Genomic DNA, 17,768 nt, shown 5'->3' on the forward strand with positions numbered 1-17,768 from the left:
CCTGCTCGCGATGGCGGATCAGTCAACATTGAGGTGACTGACACTCCGCTATCGCGAGCAGGCTCGCTCCCACAGTTTTTTTGCAAGCAAGAAACCTTCATGCAGCCTGGGAATACAGCTCCAGCACGCTGATCCCAGTCAGCAGATCGGTCTCCGGAAGGTCGGCGTGTTGATGGCCGCCAAGGGCGCAATACACCAGCCAATGCCGATCCTGTACGTTGAAGGACAGGCTGCCGACGAGGTTCTGTTGTTCGTCGCTCGGGCTGATGAGATAGAGACGATCCTGGTTTTCGGCGTGGAGCATGGTGGGTTCCGGGCAGGTTTGAAGGGCGACAGGGTGGCCTATTCAGATGACGAAACCGTGACGCCTGGAATTAGCCGGATTGAACCTGTGGCGAGGGGATTTATCCCCGCTGGGTCGCGAAGCGGCCCCTGGGACGTCTGCCTTGCTTAAGCGTTTGCGAGCGCTGCGCACTCGAGCGGGGATAAATCCCCTCGCCACAAAGTCTGCGCGCCATCGCCCCAACTGATCGTTATTGGTCGGAAAAAGTGCAGTAGGCGAGGGCGCTTTCGGTAGAATTCACGCCGTTCGTAGGTCCCGGGCGCGTCCTGTCCGTTTATTGCTTGAGGTTTGTGATGTCGCTGCATTTGTTTTCGTTGTTCGCTGCTCACCCCGCCAAACTGATCAACCTGCTCGCATTGTTGTTTGCCTGCCCGGGCGGTTGGGTGCTGCATGCCACGCGCCGCCGCGAACAACGGGCGCGGGCCTGCCTTGAGGCGCGCAAGAGCGACGGCGACGAGCGATTCGAAGCCTTGCTGGACCTGGCGACCCAGCGCATGAACCGGTTTTTCTACCGTTTCGGCTTTGCCTGCCTGGGCCTGGCACTGCTGGTGTCGTGGGTCAGCACACAGTTCTGATGGATAAAAAAAGATCGCAGCCTTCGCCAGCGCCTACAAGATGAACAATCGATTCATGTAGGCGCTGGCGAAGGCTGCGATCTTTTTGACAGGCGTCGCTTAAAGCGCCAATCCCGCCTTGACCCGATACTGATTACGCACCGGTGTCGCGTATTGCAGCACCAGGAATGGGCGGTGCTCCGGCGGGCAAGCGTCCAGCCGGCGCTGCCATTCTTCCTGGGCCTTGGCCAGTTCATCGGCGCCAAACACCTCGGCCGCTGTCGGAACCTGCAACTGCGGGTCGGCGTCGGCCCATTGGGCGTAAGCCAGGTAATGCACCGGGAACAGGCGGTAGCCGCCGAGAATCTGCCGGTCCATTTCCTGGGCCAGTTGCTTGGTGTCCTCGAACAGCTCGGTGATCGGCGCGGCGAAGTTCACGTGGACCCGCCCCTTGTAGCCGGTAATGCCCTTGGCGATGCTCACGTCGTCTTCGCCCGGTGCCTTGGTGTAGGTGCCGGTGGTGGCGCGGATGTACAGCTCGCGGGCCTTGGCCTGGTCGCACGGGTCGTATTCGTAGCTGATGGACACCGGCGTGAGGTTCAGCGACTGGATGACCTCGCCGAAGGGTTCGTCCTTGCGGCTCATGTGGAACATCTTGAGGATCGCCGATTCGGTGCGGTCGTCACCGTCCTTGGCCCGACCCTCGGCCTGGGCAATCCAGATCGAGGCGCAGTCGTTGCGGATCGAGTGATTGATATAGGCCGAGAGCAACTGGTACGCGGCCATTTTTTCCCGCCGTCCGGTGATGGAGCGGTGCACGATGAAGCTTTTGTTCAGACGCATCAGATCGCTGACAAAGGGCTTCTGCAGCAGGTTGTCGCCGATGGCGATGCGTGGCGTCGGCAAGCCGGCGTGGTACACGGCGTAGTTGACGAAGGCCGGGTCCATCACGATGTCGCGGTGGTTGGCGATGAACAGGTACGCGCTACCGGATTTGAATTGCTCCACCCCGGTGTAGGTCACGCCATCGGTGGCACGCTCGATCGTGTGGTCGACATAGAACTCCACTTTGTCCTGCAAAGTGGCGACCGATGTCACGCCGGCGAACTCACGACGCAACCTTTGCGCTATAAGAGGCTTGAGCATCCAGCCGAAAGCCCCGGCCAGGCGTGGGAAGCGGAAGTGGGTGAGGATATCTAGAAACGCCTTGTCGCCGAGCAGCCGTGCCAGCACCGCTGGGACTTCGCTGTCGTCGTAAGGTCGGATGGCATCGAATTCGCCCATCATGCTCTCTTGTAGGAAACGGCTAGGGTAAGTAAAGGTTCGATCGAAAAACCGACAGGGCACGGCCTGGAAGATCCGCCAGACAAAAATAGCCCTGCAAATAGACCGGCGATTATACGCACAAGTCACCTGGGAGACCGCGATGCTGGAAACCGCTCCGTATGAATGTCCGTATTGTGGTGAGGAAGTGGAAACGCTGGTGGACCTGTCCGGCGGTGATCAGACCTATATCGAGGACTGTCAGGTCTGTTGCCGACCGATAACATTTGTCCTGCAGGTCCACGATGAAGAGTGGCATCTGGAAGTCTTCAGTGAAAACGAATGATGGGGGACGTCCATGCAGCGAATCTACGAGCTGGAAAACCTGATGGAAGGCGAACTGCTCCAGGGCATGCTCGCCAGCGAAGGCATCACCGCCCACCTGGTGGGCCGTGACCTGGTGGGCGGCGCCGGCGAGTTGCCGATGTATGGCCTGCTGGGACTGGCGGTGGAGGACGACCAGGCGCAATACGCCCGGGAGCTGATCGCCGCCTACAATGCCGCGCTGCCATTGCCCGGCGATGAGCCGGACAGTTACCCCGGCACATTGGTCTGTTAGGCTGGCGACCGTTTGATCAAGAGTCGTGTTGCCCCATGTGTGGACGTTATGCCCTGTTTCGCTGGAACCCCGCCTTTGCGGCCTTGCCCGGCTTCCCTGCCGACCAGAAGGCCCAGTGGAATATTTCGCCCAACGATTCGGTGCTGATGCTGCGCGCCGGCGCTGAGGGGCAGCGCGAACTGGCCCGGGCCCGCTGGGGCCTCACGCCGCCCTGGCTGACCGACCTGTCCCGTACCCCGGCCCACGCCCGTGCCGAAACCGTGGCCGAGCAGCCGATGTTTCGTGAGGCTCTGCGCCTGCGCCGTTGCCTGCTACCGGCCAACGGCTTCTATGAATGGCGCGGTGGCACGCGCAAACGCCCTTACTGGTTGACGCCGGGTGAGGGCTCTTCGTTGTTTTTCGCCGCGATCTGGGAAGCCTATCCCGTGCAGGAACAGGTGTGGCTGAGCACCGCAGTCATCACCCAGCCGGCGGCAGGGCAGCGTCGGCCGTTGATCCTGGATGAAGAGGGCCAGCGTCTGTGGCTCGATCCCGAGACGCCCTTGCATGTATTGCAAGGCTTGCTGGCCAGTGAACCGGCGGCACTGCGCGAGCGGGTACTGGCCAACATGGTCAATGATCCGAAGCTCAACGGGCCGGAGTGCCTGACTCCGGCTTGAGTGTTGAGGCGCCTGTGCTGGCCCCATCGCGAGCAGGCTCGCTCCCACATTAGAGATAGTGTTCGCCACCAACCCTTTGTGGGAGCGAGCCTGCTCGCGATGGGGCCCGAGGATCAAACCTTGAACTGATTGATCAACCGCCGTTGCTGCTCCGCCAGTTTGGTCAGATCCGCACTGGCCGCGCTGGATTCGTCCGCGCCGCCCGCCACTTCATTTGCCACTTGCCCGATGTTGATCACGTTACGGTTGATGTCATCGGCCACCGCGCTTTGTTCCTCGGCGGCGCTGGCGATCTGGGTGTTCATGTCGTTGATCACCGACACCGCCTGGGTGATGGTCTCCAGGGCCTGGGCCGCTTTCGCTGCGTGTTGCACGCTTTCATCGGTGCGGTGCTGGCTGTCTTCCATCACCCGCACCACATCCCGGGTGCCTTGTTGCAACTGTTGGATCATCGTCTGGATTTCTTCAGTGGCCTGCTGCGTTTTCTGCGCCAGGTTGCGCACCTCATCGGCCACCACCGCAAATCCACGCCCTTGTTCACCGGCGCGAGCCGCTTCGATGGCCGCGTTGAGAGCCAGCAGGTTGGTCTGTTCGGCGATCCCGCGGATGGCGGTGAGAATCGCGTTGATGTTCTCGCTGTCCTTGGCCAGAGCCTGCACCACGCCCACGGCCTTGCCGATTTCCACGGCCAGGGCGCCGATGGAGGTGGAAGTGTCCCGCACGATCTGCATGCCCTGGCTGGCAGCCTGGTCTGCGTGACCAGCGGCTTGGGCGGCCTGGGTCGCGTTGCGGGCCACGTCCTGGGCGGTGGCGGTCATCTCGTGCACGGCGGTGGCGACCTGATCGATCTCCACCATTTGCTTGTGCACGCCCTGGTTGGTGCGGATGGCGATGTCGGCAGTGTGCTCCGAGGAATCGCTGACGCTCTGCACCGAGGTGACGACCTGGGTGATCATCCCTTGCAACTTGCTCAGGAAGGTATTGAAGCCCTTGGCGATCGCACCCAGTTCATCCGCGCGGTCGCTCACCAGGCGACGGGTCAGGTCGCCTTCGCCCTGGGCGATGTCATCGAGCATCGCCACCATTTGCTTGAGGGGACGGGCGATGCCGTGGGCCACCAGCCAGATCACCAGCAGGCCGATGCCGGCAATCACCAGGCCCACCATGGCCATGCCGAAGATGTCGGTCTGGCGTTGCGCATCCAGGTCTTTTTGCAACGCTTGCAGTTCGGCCATCACCGCATCCAGTGGCAGTTGCAGCATCAGCGTCCAACGGGCTTGGGTTTCACCGATGCCGAACGGCATGTACACCTCGATGTGCCCATGGGCTTCATCGACGTCGTAACGTACCTGGCCGACGCTGAGCTTGGACAGGTTGTCCAGTTCATTGGCGTCCAGCAGGTCGCTGGCCTTTTCTCCCAGTTTGGACGGGTCCTTCGTGAAGGCCACCAAGCGGTTGTTGCTGGAGAGCAACGCCATTTCCCCGGCGCCCTCATACAGGTCACGGTCGGCAGCGACGAGCATGTCCTGGATGAAGTTCACCGACAGGTCGGCGCCGACGATGCCCTGGAACTTGCCATCGACCATGATCGGCTCGATGAACGAGGCGAGCATGGTCATGGTGTTGCCAACGCGATAAGGCGCCGGGTCGATCACGCAGGCTTTCTTGCTGTCCCGGGAGCACAGGTAGTACTCACTGGCGCGAATACCGGTGGACAGCAGTTTCTGGTCCGTCACATCGGCGAGCTTTTCCAGGCCCAGGGTGCCGTCCTGGTTGCGAAACCACCACGGCAGGAAGCGCCCGTCGGTTTCCATGCCCAGCACCGGGCTGTTCACGTAATTGGCGTCGTCGTGGTCAATGGCGTTCGGTTCCCAGGCGATGTAGGCGCCGAGAATCTTCGGGTTGCGCACCACGGTTTCGCGCAGCAGGCTGATCATCTGCTCGCGGGGCACCTTCAGTTGTGCGTTGCCGTCCGGGCCGTTCATGCCCATCAAGGCATTGGTGGTCGCCAGGCCCCGGGCAAGCAACAGCGGTGCCTCCAGTTCTCGCTGGATCAGGCTGGCCTGGGTGCGGGCGAGCGCGTCGAGGCGTTGTTCGATCAGATGCTCGAACTGCGCCTTGGTCCGCTGTTGCACCATGTCCTGGGTGCGGGCGCCGGCAAACAGCGCGTACAGCACCAGGGCACCGACCACACTGAGGATGATGGCGCCGGCCAGAGCGGCCACGGAAAACTGGATCGATTTGAATTTCATAAAGGCTCCGGACGCGGGAATGACGTCTGAAGCCTGTATCGGCGATTCTTTGGCCCAGCATGAGGCGCTGTTCGTCGGATGACTGTTTTGGCTTTGTGGGTGTCGTAAATGGACTGGAGTAGGGTCTGTCTGAAAAAACTGTAATCCCACGCTATGTATCTGGCGCCGATACAAATCAGCGCCTAGGATACGCCCACGTTTCCAGGGAGCTTCTTACATGAACAAGATATTGATGGTGAGTGCACTGAGTGTGGGCTTGCTGCTTGCCGGTTGCCAGTCGGTCAACACTACCAGCGGCGGAGCCGTGGGCGTGGAGCGCAAGCAATACATGTTCAGCATGCTGTCCACCGACCAGGTCAATCAGATGTATGCCCAGTCCTACCAAAAGACCATGGGCGAAGCGAGCGCCAAGGGTGTATTGGACAAGACGAGTAGCGATGCCAAGCGCGTCCAGGCCATCTCCAGTCGGCTGATCGCTCAGGCACCTGTGTTCCGCCCGGATTCGGCGCAATGGAACTGGGAAGTGAACCTGATCAAGAGCGATGAGCTCAACGCCAGTTGCGGCCCCGGCGGCAAAATCATTTTCTATACCGGCTTGATCAACAAGCTCAAGCTCACTGACGATGAAATCGCCGCGATCATCGGCCACGAAATCGCTCACGCCTTGCGCGAGCACGGCCGCGAAGCGATGTCCAAGGCCTACGGCATCGAAATGGCCAAGCAGGGCGCCGGTGCATTGTTCGGTCTGGGCCAGGACAGCCTGGCGTTGGCCGATACCGTGGCCAACTACGGCATGACCCTGCCCAACAGTCGCGGCAATGAGAACGAAGCCGACCTGATCGGCCTGGAACTGGCCGCTCGCGCCGGCTACGACCCGAATGCCGCGATCACGTTGTGGAACAAGATGGCCAAGGCTTCGGAAGGCGCGCCGCCGGAATTCATGAGCACCCACCCGTCCTCCAGCAGCCGGATCGCTTCGTTGCAGGCGGCGATTCCGAAGGTGATGCCGCTGTATCAGCAGGCCAGAAAGTAACCATCGTTGTGGGAGCAAAGCTTGCTCGCGACAGAGGCGACGCAGACTTCAATCAGACCGCGTCATCGTTCATCGCGGGCAGGCTCGCTCCCACAAGAGATTGGCCGTGTTCGATATTCTTGTGAACACCCGCAGCCAGTGTGGGAGCGAGCCTGCTCGCGATGAACGATAACGCGGTATTACTCACCTACCCGATCAAACCCACCCACTGCTCTGCATCGCCTTGTACACCGCCACGATCGCCAGGACCAAGAACGCCGAGGCGGCCAGGCGGCGGATCAGTGTCAGGGGCAGCTTCTCGGCGGCGAAATTGCCCGCCAGGACCACCGGCACGTTGGCAATCAGCATGCCCACGGTGGTGCCGATGATCACCAGCCACAGTTCCGGGTACTGCGCGGCGAGCATCACGGTGGCGATCTGGGTCTTGTCGCCGATTTCCGCCAGGAAGAACGCGATCAGCGTGGTCAGGAAAGGCCCGAACTTGCGGGCCGTACTGGCTTCGTCATCGTCCAGTTTGTCCGGCACCAACGTCCACAGCGCCGTGGCGGCAAAGCTCACCGCCAGGATCCAGTGCAGGACCGCGTCCGAGAAAATACTACCGACCCAGGCTCCCACCGCGCCGGCTGCCGCATGGTTGGCCAAGGTCGCGGCAACGATGCCGGCAATGATAGGCCAGGGTTTGCGAAAGCGAGCCGCGAGAATAAGCGCGAGCAGTTGCGTCTTGTCGCCGATTTCGGCCAGCGCAACGATAGCGGTAGGTACGAGGAAAGAGTCCAGCATCAGGTGATTCCTAGAGGGGCGGGTCGACACGGCTATGACACGTACAGCCTTCCCGCCCCGGGTAAGGTGTGCGTGTCATAGGTCTTGTCAAACCCAGCGACCATCTGCGTGGACGCTTGGGCCGCATACGCCATGGTCTGCTGACCAAGTATGTTGACGTATGCCGGGCGAGCATGGCGCTCGCGGGAGACTACTCCCCTAGGACGGAGCGGATTCTGCCTAGGCAAATCCGATTGGGCAAGTGCTGTTTCTTAAATTTGCTTCAGCCGCGCTTGGCCCGGTAGATGCGAAAACCCTGGCCTTCGGCCTTGATCGCGCACACGCCCAGATGCTCTTCGATCAGCGGCTGATACTTGAGGAAACTGTTCGCCACCAAGCGCAGTTCGCCGCCGTTTTTCAGATGTTTCGCTGCTTTTCGCAGCAGATTTTCCGTGGCGTGATAGTCGGTGTGCACGCCGACATGGAACGGCGGGTTGCTCAGAATCGCACTTAATCCCATGGGCGCGGCGTCGATACCGTCGCCGGTCAGCACCTCGGCCTCCAGACCATTGGCGGCCAGGGTCAGGCGGCTGCTGGCGGCGGCGAACGCATCCACGTCCAGCAGCGTGACGGTGTTGTGCGGATAGCGACGCTTGACCACTGCCCCCAGCACCCCGGCGCCACAACCGAAGTCCAGCAGGTGGCCGCTGGGCAGTTTATCCAGGTGTTCCAGCAACAGCGCACTGCCGCGATCCAGGCGACCGTGGCTGAACACCCCCGGCAGGCTGATGACCTTCAGCGCGCCTTCGGCCAGGGGCAGCTCGTAGGTCTGGGCCAGGCTTTCCAAAGGCTTGGCCTCGGGGACGTCGGCCACGGTGACCTGCCAAAGCTGACAATGGCGCGCGCTGTCGAGCTTGCGCGGCTTGCCGAAGGCATTGAGCTGCTTGGACGCGCCTTCGATGCCGCTGCGCTTTTCCCCCACCAGATACACCTCGCGACCGGCCAGGCGCGAGGCCACGGCGTTGAGGATGTAGTCGGTCAGGTCCTTGGCCTTGGGCAGGAACACCACGGCGGTCTCGAACTCACGGGCCGGCACGTTCACGCCAAAGTCGCTGCGCTCGGGGAAACGGGCATCCAGCGCGGCCTGATCACCGGCGTGCCAGCACCAGCCATGGGCTTGGGGCAAGCGACCGAGCAGATCGTCGGCGGGCAGGCCGGCCAGCAGGACCGAACCCTGAAATAACTCGGCCTGACGAAGCAGTACTTCACTGCGCGGATCCATGGTCTGCTCCTTGAAAAAAAGTGCGGCAGTTTATCAACTGACGACTCGCCGCGCTGTACCGCTGAAAAAACCTTGGGCGTTTTCCGTCAGTTGGCCAACGATCCGTTGCCGCGCCTCGCGGCTGCCCCAGGCGTTATGGGGCGTGACGATCAACCGCGGAATGTCGGCGGCCAGCAGCGGATTGCCCTGGGTCGGTGGCTCCACGCTCAGCACATCGGTGGCCGCGCCGCCCAAATGGCCGCTGCGCAAGGCATCGGCCAGGGCCTGTTCGTCGATCAGGCCGCCGCGGGCGGTGTTGAGCACAAAGGCGCCGGGTTTGAGCTGCGCCAGTTGCCGGGCACCGATGAAGTTGCGCGTGTGTTCGTTGAGAGGACAGTGCAAGGTCAGGGCATCGATCTGCGGCAACAGTTGATCCAGAGGCAAGCGGTCGGGGCGGGCAGGGCGTCCGGGGATCTGCCCCAACAGCACGCGCATGCCAAAGGCCTCGGCCAGTCGTCCGACGGCGCTGCCCAGTTCACCATGACCCAACAGCCCGAGGGTTTTGCCTTCCAGTTCGACAATGGGATAGTCCAGCAGGCAAAACTGCGAAGCCTGCTGCCACCGACCTGCGCCGACTGCTTTTTGGTAATCACCCAGGCGCGTCGCCAGATTCAAGAGCAGCATGATCGTGTGCTGGGCCACCGACGGCGTGCCGTAGCCCTGACAGTTGCACACTGTGATGCCGTGTTGGCGCGCGGCGTCCAGGTCGACGTTATTGGTGCCGGTGGCGCTGATCAGGATCAGCTTCAGCTCGGGGTTGGCGGCCATGGCGGTCGCATCGATCACGACCTTGTTGGTGATCGCCACCGTGGCGCCCTTGAGCCGCTCGCTCACTTCATCCCGGCTCGTGCGGGCGAACAGTTGCAGTTCACTGAAGCAGTTGCGCAGTGGTCCCAGGTCCAGATCGCCCAGGTCCAGGGACGGGTGATCGAGGAAAACTGCGCGGCCGTTGTTCGTCATCAGCTGTACCTTTTATCGCAGGAATCGAAGGCGTAATGTGGCGAGCCTATCAGATGTGTGTGGGAGCAAGCTTTGCTCCCACACAGCCCCTCACTCACAGTTGATGTTTGTCTTGAGATTGAGCTAGCCAAGGAGTCCCCATGTACCTCACCGAATTCCTCACCGTCGCCCTGATCCACCTGTTGGCCGTGGCCAGCCCCGGGCCGGATTTTGCCGTGGTGGTGCGCGAGAGCGTGACCCATGGTCGCCGCGCCGGAACCTGGACTGCGCTGGGCGTGGGCACGGCGATTTTCCTGCATGTGGGGTATTCGCTGCTGGGCATTGGCCTGATCGTGTCGCAATCGATCGTGCTGTTCAACGCGCTGAAATGGGCCGCTGCCGCCTACCTGCTATACATCGGCTTCAAGGCGCTGCGGGCGCAACCGGTCAAGCCGACGGCGGACAACCTGCACAAAGAGGCCGGCGAACGTACCGCCCGTGGCGCGTTCACCTCGGGCTTCGTCACCAACGGCCTGAACCCCAAGGCGACGCTGTTTTTTCTGTCGCTGTTCACCGTGGTCATCAACCCTCATACCCCCCTGGCAATCCAGGCCGGTTACGGCGTTTACCTGGCGGCGGCGACGGCAGTGTGGTTCTGTTTGGTGGCCATGCTGTTCAGCCAGCAGCGCGTGCGCGCCGGGTTTGCCCGCATGGGCCACTGGTTCGACCGGACCATGGGCGCGGTACTCGTTGCCATTGGCGTCAAATTGGCGTTTACCGAGATGCGTTGATCGTTTGATCCTACTTCTGATCGTCCCCACACCAGGGAGGGGACGGTCAGTGGCGTTGACGAACGTACTCCAGAAAGGCGTCGATGTTGTCACTGCACAGCAGTGGCGACACCGCTTTGACCTCTTCCATCGGCCAGTCCCACCAGGATGACTCAAGCAAGGCTTGACGCACCGGTTCCTCAAAGCGCCAGCGAATGAATCTGCATGGGTTGCCGCCGACGATGGCGTATGGCTCGACATCGCGCGTCACCACGGCGCCGGCTGCGACCACGGCGCCATGACCAATGGTCACACCGGACAGAATCATCGCTTCGGCGCAGATCCAGCAGTCGCTGCCAATCACCACATCGCCCTTGGTCGGGTTGCAGCCGGCGATACCCTGGGCCTGTTCGATCATCAGCGGGAACGGAAAGGTGCTGACCCAGTCGGTGCGATGCCCGCCACCCAGCAGGATTTTCACGCCTTGAGCGATCGACGTATAAGACCCGACTTTGAGGATCGTGTCGTCGCCGAACTCCATGACTTCGGGAATGCCATACGTGCCCACCCCAATCTGGTATTTCGGATAGCGCAAACGGATTTTTTCCGGCGCTCTCTCGAGTTTCTCCAGGCGCTTGAGATGCTTGCGTACTTTGCGCTCTTTGAGCTTTTTCAAAAAATTCAAGGTCGCGCCCTCGCTGTCGGGCGTCGCAAGACCAGTCGCTTGAAGCGTTTCAGGCTGGTTGCGTTCAGGTGGCGCCACGGGATGCTGCGCAGCAGCCGCCAGGCTTCTTTGCGGTCTTCGACCACCGCGTACTTCAGCGCTTTGTGGACCAGCACCGTACGAGCCGCACCGTAGGCGGGGTGGGCCCGATAGGGCTCGATAGCCTGCAGGTCGGCCTTGAGCATCAACCGGTACTTTCTCGACAGGTTATTGGGGTGGCGTCGATAGCGCGTCACACAAACCGGCAATTCATGAATTTCATAACCCTTGTGGGCGATCCGCAAAGTGATCTGGAAATCCTGGACCCGCAGCAGCGGATCATAAAACCCGGCGTCGCGAAGTGCGCTCATGCGATACAGCGCTGTTGGCGCGCCGATTACCGCAGCGCTGCGTAGAAGGTCGTCGAAGGTATGCACCTGGATGTGGTCGCGTTGTTGCGCCTTGATGGTGTGGCCTTCGCTGTCCATGTAGATGATCAGCGCGCCGACACAACCGACCTGCGGATGCTCGTCCAGGTATCGGGCACGGAGCCCGACCGAGTGGGGCAACATGATGTCGTCAAGGTCCGGGGTCGAGATGTAAACGCCCTTGGCGTATTTCAGCCCGTGATTGAGCGCCGCGCTGACACCCTGATTTTCCTGGGAGTACAGCTGGAAGTTGTAGGTCTGTTGCAACTGCCGGAGCATGGCGAGGCTATTGTCGGTGGAACCGTCATCGACCACGATGACCTCAACGTTCGGATAATCCTGGGCAAAGATGCTGTGGATCGCTTCTTCCAGGTATTTCTCGGCGTTGTAGCAAGGGGCCACGATCGACACGAGCGGCTCACTCTGTGGCGCGATGGCCGGGGAAGAAGTCAGGTCGGTGCTCATTGTTCTCTGCAAAAGGCGGGTGGTATCGGGTGAGCCTGCGAGAGTACTTCCCTACAGGCTTTTGTAACAACGTTGACACCTATGCTCGCTGCTGGATCCAGCTCTGACAAGGTTTAACCAACATAATGCGTGCAAAACGTGCGCTTAAGTGGCTCAAGGCTAGTATTTGCGGGCGGATCAAATCATTCCTTTGGCTGATTTGATCCGCGTACCGGCGCTCTACAGTGCTCACTTCCAGCCAAGACCGTGCAGTCAGAAAAGGGACTCTTATGTTGCAGACTCGCGTTATTCCTCCAGCCGAAGGCGCTTATCAATACCCGCTGCTGATCAAGCGGCTGCTGATGTCCGGTGCGCGTTACGAGAAAACCCGCGAGATCATTTACCGCGACCAGTTGCGCTACAGCTATCCGACCCTGATCGAACGCGTCGCGCGGCTGGCCAATGTGCTGACCGAGGCCGGGGTCAAGGCCGGTGATACCGTGGCGGTGATGGACTGGGACAGCCATCGCTACCTGGAATGCATGTTTGCGATCCCGATGATCGGCGCGGTGATCCACACCATCAACGTGCGCCTGTCACCGGAACAGATCCTCTACACCATGAATCACGCTGAAGACCGCTTCGTGCTGGTCAACAGCGAGTTCGTCGGTTTGTACCAGGCGATTGCCGGACACCTGACGACCGTAGAAAAAACCCTCCTGCTGACCGACCTGCCTGAAAAAACCGCCGACCTGCCGAACCTGGTGGGCGAATACGAACAACTGCTCGCCGCCGCCAGCCCCGCCTACGATTTCCAGGACTTCGACGAAAACTCGGTCGCCACCACGTTCTATACTACCGGCACCACCGGCAACCCCAAGGGCGTGTATTTCACCCATCGGCAACTGGTGCTGCACACCATGGGCGTGTCGACCATCATGGGCGCCATCGACAGTGTGCGGTTGCTGGGCACCAACGACGTGTACATGCCGATTACGCCGATGTTCCATGTCCATGCCTGGGGCCTGCCGTACGTGGCGACCATGCTCGGGCTCAAGCAGGTCTACCCCGGCCGTTATGACCCCGAATTCCTGGTCCAGTTGTGGCGCAAGGAGAAAGTCACCTTTTCCCACTGCGTGCCGACCATTCTGCAAATGGTCCTCAATGCCAAGGGCGCCCAGGACACCGATTTCGCTGGCTGGAAAATCGTCATCGGCGGCAGCGCCCTGAACCGCAGCCTGTATGAAGCGGCCAAGGCCAGGGGCATCCAGCTCACCGCCGCCTATGGCATGTCGGAAACCGGCCCGCTGGTGTCCTGCGCCCACCTCAACGACGAATTGATGGCCGGCAGCGAAGACGAACGCATCACCTACCGGATCAAGGCCGGCGTACCAGGGCCATTGGTGGAAGCGGCGATTGTCGACGCCGAGGGGCATTTCCTGCCCGCTGACGGCGAGACCCAGGGCGAGCTGGTGCTGCGCGCACCGTGGCTCACCGAGGGTTATTTCAACGAGCCGCAGAAGGGCGCCGAGCTCTGGGCCGGCGGCTGGCTGCACACCGGCGATGTCGCCACGCTGGACAGCATGGGCGTGATCGATATTCGCGACCGCATCAAGGACGTGATCAAGACTGGCGGTGAATGGATCTCGTCCCTGGACCTGGAAGACCTCATCAGCCGTCACGTGGCGGTACGCGAAGTAGCAGTGGTGGGGATTCCCGATCCGCAGTGGGGCGAGCGCCCATTTGCCTTGCTGGTCATCCGCGAAGGGCATCAGATCGGGGCTCGCGAGCTCAAGGAACATCTCAAGCCGTTCGTCGAATTGGGGCACCTGAGCAAGTGGGCGATCCCGAGCCAGATCGCCCTTGTTACGGAAATTCCCAAGACCAGCGTCGGCAAGCTCGACAAGAAGCGTATCCGCATCGACGTCACCGAATGGCAGAGCAATAACAGCACCTTCCTGTCGACGCTTTAAACGTTTTTGCCGTGCCCGAAAGGGCACGGCAGCCCCACCAAGCAAGCGCTTGCCTTGTCAAACCGAAAATTTCAGCCATCCTTGCCGTGCCGACATCTGTCGGCCTGGCGAAAGGACTGTTCCAGAGTGGTCGCGGGCTGCAAATCACACTTTAGAGGGATCAAGCCGTACTACCTGCTGGCTATAGTCCGTTTAAGGATTTTCAAGAACGGGGCGCACGCACTAAACGGGCGATGCGACTTTGAACGGGGTGGAACGTTGCCATTCCCAGCCGTTGAAAGTGTTCTTGGAAAATACTGACTGCCATAAAAATAAAAGCACATGGAGTAGCGTCGATGACCTCAGCAAACACGTTCTGGCGCCGGGCAAAACTGCCTCTGGCGGTCAGTCTCGCCTCTTCGCTCGCCGGGCCAGCATTCGGCGTCAGTTTCAACATCGGTGAAATCGAGGGCCAGTTCGACTCGTCCCTGTCGGTCGGCGCAAGCTGGTCCACGGCCAAGGCCAACAGGGACCTGATCGGCGTCAACAACGGCGGCAAGGGCCTGTCCCAGACCTCCGACGACGGTCACCTGAACTTCAAGCGCGGGGAAACCTTTTCGAAGATCTTCAAGGGTATCCACGATCTGGAACTCAAGTACGGCGATACCGGCGTGTTTGTGCGCGGCAAGTACTGGTACGACTTCGAACTCAAGGACGAACATCGCCTGTACAAGGACATCAGCGACACTAACCGCAAGGAAGGCGCCCAGTCTTCCGGCGGGCAGATCCTCGATGCCTTCATCTACCACAACTACGCCATTGGCGATCAGCCGGGTTCGGTTCGTCTGGGTAAACAGGTGGTCAGCTGGGGTGAAAGTACCTTCATCCAGGGCGGGATCAACTCGATCAACCCGGTCGACGTGTCGGCGTTCCGTCGTCCTGGTGCCGAGGTCAAGGAAGGCCTGATTCCGGTCAACATGTTCTATGTGTCCCAGAGCCTGACCGACAACCTGTCGGCCGAGGCGTTCTACCAGTTGGAGTGGGACCAGACCGTGGTGGACAACTGCGGTACGTTCTTCTCGCAGCCGGACGTGGTTGCCGATGGTTGCACCGACAACCTGCGAGTGCTGAACAAACGCTCTACGCTCCCGGCGGCCGCCCTGGGCCCAGCGGAGGCGCTTGGCGTCAACGTCAACGAAGAAGGCGTGCTGGTGCGTCGCGGTCCGGATCGTGATGCTCGTGACAGTGGCCAGTGGGGCGTGTCGTTCAAGTACATGTTCGAGCCGCTGGACACCGAGTTTGGTGCCTACTTCATGAACTACCACAGCCGTGCGCCGATTTTCAGTGCCACCGGTGCTCCACAGTCCGTCTTTGACCTGGCAGCAGGACTGCCGCCTGCGTTCGCCGCGCTGTCGCCTCTGCTGGTGGCGGGTAACTCGAACTATTTCATCGAGTACCCTGAAGATATCCGTCTCTACGGTTTGAGTTTCTCCACCACCTTGCCTACCGGTACGGCGTGGAGCGGTGAACTGAGCTACCGTCCGAACGCCCCGGTGCAACTGAGCACCACGGACATTCTTTTCGCCGGTGTGACCCCGCTTCCCGGTCTTGGCAATGCTTCGATCCTCCCTGGCTCGCCGGGTCAGGACCTGCATGGCTATAACCGTAAGGAAATCACTCAGTTCCAGACCACGTTCACCCACTTCCTGGATCAGGTCATGGGCGCCAGCCGTCTGACCCTGGTGGGCGAAGTCGGCGTGACCTACGTGGGCGGCCTGGAAAGCAGGTCCGACGCTCGTTACGGCCGTGACCCGGTGTTTGGTCCGGGCGAACTGCCCAACGGTTTCTGTAACCTGCTCAATGGCTCGACTGCGGCCGGTGGTGGCCAGACCAGTGCCGATGTGAACAGCAACTGCAACAACGACGGCTTCACCACCTCCACTTCCTGGGGCTACCGTGCCCGCGCCATCTGGGAATACCCGGACGTGTTCGCCGGTGTGAACCTCAAGCCCAACGTGGCCTGGTCCCATGACGTCAAAGGCTACTCGCCAGGCCCGGGCGCCAACTTTGAAGAAGGCCGCAAAGCTGTCAGCCTCGGACTGGATGCCGAGTACCAGAACACCTACAACGCGAGCCTGGCCTACACCAACTTCTTTGGTGGCGACTTCAGCACCGTGGACGATCGCGATTTCCTGGCGCTCAGCGTCGGCGTGACCTTCTAAGCACAGTATTTCAGGACGACACACTATGAAAATAACAAAGAGTCTGTTGCAGGTCGGTGTTTTGGGGCTATCCCTGCTGGCCGCCAGCGTCATGGCGGCTGTGCCTGCCGCCGAGGCCGACAAACTGGGCAAAAGCCTGACGCCGATGGGCGCCGAAATGGCCGGCAATGCCGACGGTTCGATCCCGGCCTGGAAACCCATGGCCAAGAACGCCGGCAGCGTGGACAGCAAGGGTTTCCTTTCCGACCCGTACGCCAGTGAAAAGCCGCTGTTCACCATCACTGCGCAGAACGTCGACCAGTACAAAGACAAGCTCGCGCCGGGCCAGTACGCGATGTTCAAGCGTTACCCGGAATCCTTCAAGATGCCGGTCTACCCATCCCATCGCGGCGCCACCGTGCCGGATGACGTGTATGCCTCCATCAAGAAAAACGCGGTGAACACCAAGCTGGTGTCCGGCGGTAACGGTCTGGAGAACTTCGAGACGGCTGTGCCGTTCCCGATTCCCCAGAGCGGTGTGGAAGTGATCTGGAACCACATCACTCGCTATCGCGGCGGCAGCGTGACCCGCCTGGTGACCCAGGCCACGCCGCAGCCCAACGGCTCCTACAGCCTGGTGTACTTCAGGGACCAGTTCGTGTTCCGCGACAAGATGAAGGATTTCGATCCGGCCAACCCTGGCAACATCCTGTTCTACTTCAAGCAGCAAGTCACCGCGCCGGCGCGTCTGGCCGGTGGTGTACTGCTGGTGCACGAAACCCTCGACCAGGTGAAGGAACCGCGTTCTGCGTGGGTCTACAACGCCGGCCAGCGCCGTGTGCGCCGTGCGCCACAGGTCTCCTATGACGGCCCGGGCACCGCTGCCGACGGCCTGCGTACCTCCGACAACCTGGACATGTACAACGGTGCGCCGGATCGCTACGACTGGAAACTGGTGGGCAAGAAAGAACTGTACATTGCCTCCAACAGCTACAAGATCGATTCGCCTCAGCTCAAGTACGCCGACATCATCAAGGCCGGCCATATCAACCAGGACCTGGCTCGCTACGAGCTGCGTCGGGTCTGGCATGTGACCGCGACCCTGAAGGAAGGCCAACGCCACATCTACGCCAAGCGTGACTTCTACATCGACGAAGACACCTGGCAAGCCGCGGTGATCGACCATTACGACGGTCGTGGCCAACTGTGGCGCGTTGCCGAGGCCCATGCCGAGAACTACTACGACAAGCAAGTGCCGTGGTACGCCCTGGAAACCCTCTACGACCTGCAGTCCGGCCGCTATCTGGCGCTGGGCATGAAGAACGAAGAGAAATCGGCCTACGACTTCGGCTTCACCGCCAGCACCGCCGAGTTCACTCCCAACGCATTGCGCCAGGAGGGTATCCGCTAAACAGCTTCACCCGAGGCCGCATCCTCGAAAAAACGCCCCGACTGGTTCGGGGCGTTTTTTTGCCCAACACAAACCCCCTGTGGCGAGGGGATTTATCCCCGCTGGGCTGCGAAGCAG

General features: G+C 61.0%; 17 protein-coding genes, 1 pseudogene and 1 riboswitch. Of the genes and pseudogenes, 9 read left to right on the plus strand and 9 right to left on the minus strand.

The annotated features are described in order from the left end of the window. Positions 1-97 precede the first annotated feature (97 nt). Complete coding sequence (locus AC3I65_RS04085; protein ID WP_047229420.1) at positions 98-304, minus strand: hypothetical protein; 207 nt, start codon at positions 302-304, stop codon at positions 98-100. 332 nt (positions 305-636) lie between these two features. Between AC3I65_RS04085 and AC3I65_RS04090 the strand changes: the two genes are divergently transcribed. Further along, complete coding sequence (locus AC3I65_RS04090; protein WP_047229421.1) at positions 637-918, plus strand: hypothetical protein; 282 nt, start codon at positions 637-639, stop codon at positions 916-918. Between the two features lie 99 nt (positions 919-1,017). On the opposite strand, the gene AC3I65_RS04095 is transcribed toward AC3I65_RS04090, so the two are convergent. After that, positions 1,018-2,184 (minus strand): 1-acyl-sn-glycerol-3-phosphate acyltransferase, encoded by a 1,167-nt coding sequence (locus AC3I65_RS04095; RefSeq protein WP_047229422.1) that lies wholly within the window; start codon positions 2,182-2,184, stop codon positions 1,018-1,020. Positions 2,185-2,323: 139 nt separating this feature from the next. Here AC3I65_RS04095 and AC3I65_RS04100 point away from each other — a divergent pair, with 139 nt between their 5' ends. From AC3I65_RS04100 to AC3I65_RS04110, 3 genes are read left to right on the plus strand one after another with little or no spacing between them, the layout of a single operon-like run. Continuing rightward, complete coding sequence (locus tag AC3I65_RS04100) at positions 2,324-2,506, plus strand: CPXCG motif-containing cysteine-rich protein (RefSeq protein WP_047229423.1); 183 nt, start codon at positions 2,324-2,326, stop codon at positions 2,504-2,506. 12 nt (positions 2,507-2,518) lie between these two features. Next, the gene (locus AC3I65_RS04105; protein ID WP_014340166.1) at positions 2,519-2,779 is read left to right on the plus strand and encodes a putative signal transducing protein; all 261 of its coding nucleotides are present in this window, start codon (positions 2,519-2,521) and stop codon (positions 2,777-2,779) included. Positions 2,780-2,814: 35 nt separating this feature from the next. Further along, entirely contained in the window at positions 2,815-3,438 is a 624-nt protein-coding gene (locus AC3I65_RS04110) for an SOS response-associated peptidase (protein WP_047229424.1), read from the plus strand. A 113-nt stretch (positions 3,439-3,551) separates the two neighbouring features. Here AC3I65_RS04110 and AC3I65_RS04115 read toward each other — a convergent pair whose 3' ends face one another. Together AC3I65_RS04115 and AC3I65_RS04120 are read right to left on the minus strand one after the other, a co-directional pair. After that, positions 3,552-4,394: a methyl-accepting chemotaxis protein gene (locus AC3I65_RS04115; protein ID WP_371517060.1), complete on the minus strand. Its 843-nt coding sequence runs from the start codon at positions 4,392-4,394 to the stop codon at positions 3,552-3,554. A 15-nt stretch (positions 4,395-4,409) separates the two neighbouring features. After that, positions 4,410-5,690, minus strand: a pseudogene (locus tag AC3I65_RS04120) (methyl-accepting chemotaxis protein); the annotation flags it as partial. Between the two features lie 217 nt (positions 5,691-5,907). Between AC3I65_RS04120 and AC3I65_RS04125 the strand changes: the two are divergent. Next, on the plus strand, positions 5,908-6,723 hold the full coding sequence (locus tag AC3I65_RS04125; RefSeq protein WP_047229426.1) for a M48 family metallopeptidase: 816 nt from the start codon (positions 5,908-5,910) through the stop codon (positions 6,721-6,723). Between the two features lie 195 nt (positions 6,724-6,918). Here the strand turns inward: AC3I65_RS04125 and AC3I65_RS04130 are convergent, their stop codons facing one another. From AC3I65_RS04130 to AC3I65_RS04140, 3 genes are all read right to left on the minus strand, one after another. Further along, positions 6,919-7,503, minus strand: coding sequence for a TMEM165/GDT1 family protein (locus AC3I65_RS04130; RefSeq protein WP_047229427.1), 585 nt, complete (start codon positions 7,501-7,503; stop codon positions 6,919-6,921). An 89-nt stretch (positions 7,504-7,592) separates the two neighbouring features. Then, positions 7,593-7,715: riboswitch (yybP-ykoY riboswitch) on the minus strand. A 50-nt stretch (positions 7,716-7,765) separates the two neighbouring features. Further along, positions 7,766-8,764 carry a methyltransferase gene (locus AC3I65_RS04135; protein ID WP_047229428.1) on the minus strand — a complete coding sequence of 333 codons (999 nt, stop codon included), beginning with the start codon at positions 8,762-8,764 and terminating at the stop codon, positions 7,766-7,768. A gap of 33 nt (positions 8,765-8,797) precedes the next feature. After that, positions 8,798-9,763, minus strand: coding sequence for a 2-hydroxyacid dehydrogenase (locus tag AC3I65_RS04140; protein WP_076386281.1), 966 nt, complete (start codon positions 9,761-9,763; stop codon positions 8,798-8,800). Positions 9,764-9,903: 140 nt separating this feature from the next. On the opposite strand from AC3I65_RS04140, the gene AC3I65_RS04145 reads away from it, so the two are divergent. Beyond that, positions 9,904-10,533 (plus strand): LysE family translocator, encoded by a 630-nt coding sequence (locus AC3I65_RS04145; protein WP_047229430.1) that lies wholly within the window; start codon positions 9,904-9,906, stop codon positions 10,531-10,533. A gap of 46 nt (positions 10,534-10,579) precedes the next feature. Here the strand turns inward: AC3I65_RS04145 and AC3I65_RS04150 are convergent, their stop codons facing one another. After that, the gene (locus AC3I65_RS04150; RefSeq protein ID WP_076386277.1) at positions 10,580-11,197 is read right to left on the minus strand and encodes a CatB-related O-acetyltransferase; all 618 of its coding nucleotides are present in this window, start codon (positions 11,195-11,197) and stop codon (positions 10,580-10,582) included. Continuing rightward, positions 11,194-12,108 carry a glycosyltransferase family 2 protein gene (locus AC3I65_RS04155; protein ID WP_076386275.1) on the minus strand — a complete coding sequence of 305 codons (915 nt, stop codon included), beginning with the start codon at positions 12,106-12,108 and terminating at the stop codon, positions 11,194-11,196. Before AC3I65_RS04155 ends, AC3I65_RS04150 begins: the two co-directional genes overlap by 4 nt. Positions 12,109-12,377: 269 nt before the next feature. Between AC3I65_RS04155 and AC3I65_RS04160 the strand changes: the two genes are divergently transcribed. The 3 genes from AC3I65_RS04160 to AC3I65_RS04170 all read left to right on the plus strand — a co-directional run bounded on the left by AC3I65_RS04160 (position 12,378) and on the right by AC3I65_RS04170 (position 17,651). Continuing rightward, positions 12,378-14,060 carry a fatty acid--CoA ligase gene (locus AC3I65_RS04160; protein WP_076386273.1) on the plus strand — a complete coding sequence of 561 codons (1,683 nt, stop codon included), beginning with the start codon at positions 12,378-12,380 and terminating at the stop codon, positions 14,058-14,060. Positions 14,061-14,395: 335 nt separating this feature from the next. Then, the gene (locus AC3I65_RS04165) at positions 14,396-16,261 is read left to right on the plus strand and encodes a DUF1302 domain-containing protein (protein ID WP_047229432.1); all 1,866 of its coding nucleotides are present in this window, start codon (positions 14,396-14,398) and stop codon (positions 16,259-16,261) included. A gap of 25 nt (positions 16,262-16,286) precedes the next feature. Continuing rightward, complete coding sequence (locus tag AC3I65_RS04170; protein ID WP_047229433.1) at positions 16,287-17,651, plus strand: DUF1329 domain-containing protein; 1,365 nt, start codon at positions 16,287-16,289, stop codon at positions 17,649-17,651. Positions 17,652-17,768 lie beyond the last annotated feature (117 nt).

This window comes from Pseudomonas sp. N-1-13 (assembly GCF_057787095.1).

Coding starts and splice junctions, on each gene's coding strand:
- AC3I65_RS04090 (WP_047229421.1), top strand. CDS start 637: ATGTCGCTGCATTTGTTTTCGTTGTTCGCTGCTCACCCCGCCAAACTG.
- AC3I65_RS04100 (WP_047229423.1), top strand. CDS start 2,324: ATGCTGGAAACCGCTCCGTATGAATGTCCGTATTGTGGTGAGGAAGTG.
- AC3I65_RS04095 (WP_047229422.1), bottom strand. CDS start 2,184: ATGATGGGCGAATTCGATGCCATCCGACCTTACGACGACAGCGAAGTC.
- AC3I65_RS04125 (WP_047229426.1), top strand. CDS start 5,908: ATGAACAAGATATTGATGGTGAGTGCACTGAGTGTGGGCTTGCTGCTT.
- AC3I65_RS04130 (WP_047229427.1), bottom strand. CDS start 7,503: ATGCTGGACTCTTTCCTCGTACCTACCGCTATCGTTGCGCTGGCCGAA.
- AC3I65_RS04160 (WP_076386273.1), top strand. CDS start 12,378: ATGTTGCAGACTCGCGTTATTCCTCCAGCCGAAGGCGCTTATCAATAC.
- AC3I65_RS04145 (WP_047229430.1), top strand. CDS start 9,904: ATGTACCTCACCGAATTCCTCACCGTCGCCCTGATCCACCTGTTGGCC.
- AC3I65_RS04105 (WP_014340166.1), top strand. CDS start 2,519: ATGCAGCGAATCTACGAGCTGGAAAACCTGATGGAAGGCGAACTGCTC.
- AC3I65_RS04155 (WP_076386275.1), bottom strand. CDS start 12,108: ATGAGCACCGACCTGACTTCTTCCCCGGCCATCGCGCCACAGAGTGAG.
- AC3I65_RS04115 (WP_371517060.1), bottom strand. CDS start 4,394: ATGATCACCCAGGTCGTCACCTCGGTGCAGAGCGTCAGCGATTCCTCG.
- AC3I65_RS04085 (WP_047229420.1), bottom strand. CDS start 304: ATGCTCCACGCCGAAAACCAGGATCGTCTCTATCTCATCAGCCCGAGC.
- AC3I65_RS04165 (WP_047229432.1), top strand. CDS start 14,396: ATGACCTCAGCAAACACGTTCTGGCGCCGGGCAAAACTGCCTCTGGCG.
- AC3I65_RS04110 (WP_047229424.1), top strand. CDS start 2,815: ATGTGTGGACGTTATGCCCTGTTTCGCTGGAACCCCGCCTTTGCGGCC.
- AC3I65_RS04140 (WP_076386281.1), bottom strand. CDS start 9,763: ATGACGAACAACGGCCGCGCAGTTTTCCTCGATCACCCGTCCCTGGAC.
- AC3I65_RS04135 (WP_047229428.1), bottom strand. CDS start 8,764: ATGGATCCGCGCAGTGAAGTACTGCTTCGTCAGGCCGAGTTATTTCAG.
- AC3I65_RS04170 (WP_047229433.1), top strand. CDS start 16,287: ATGAAAATAACAAAGAGTCTGTTGCAGGTCGGTGTTTTGGGGCTATCC.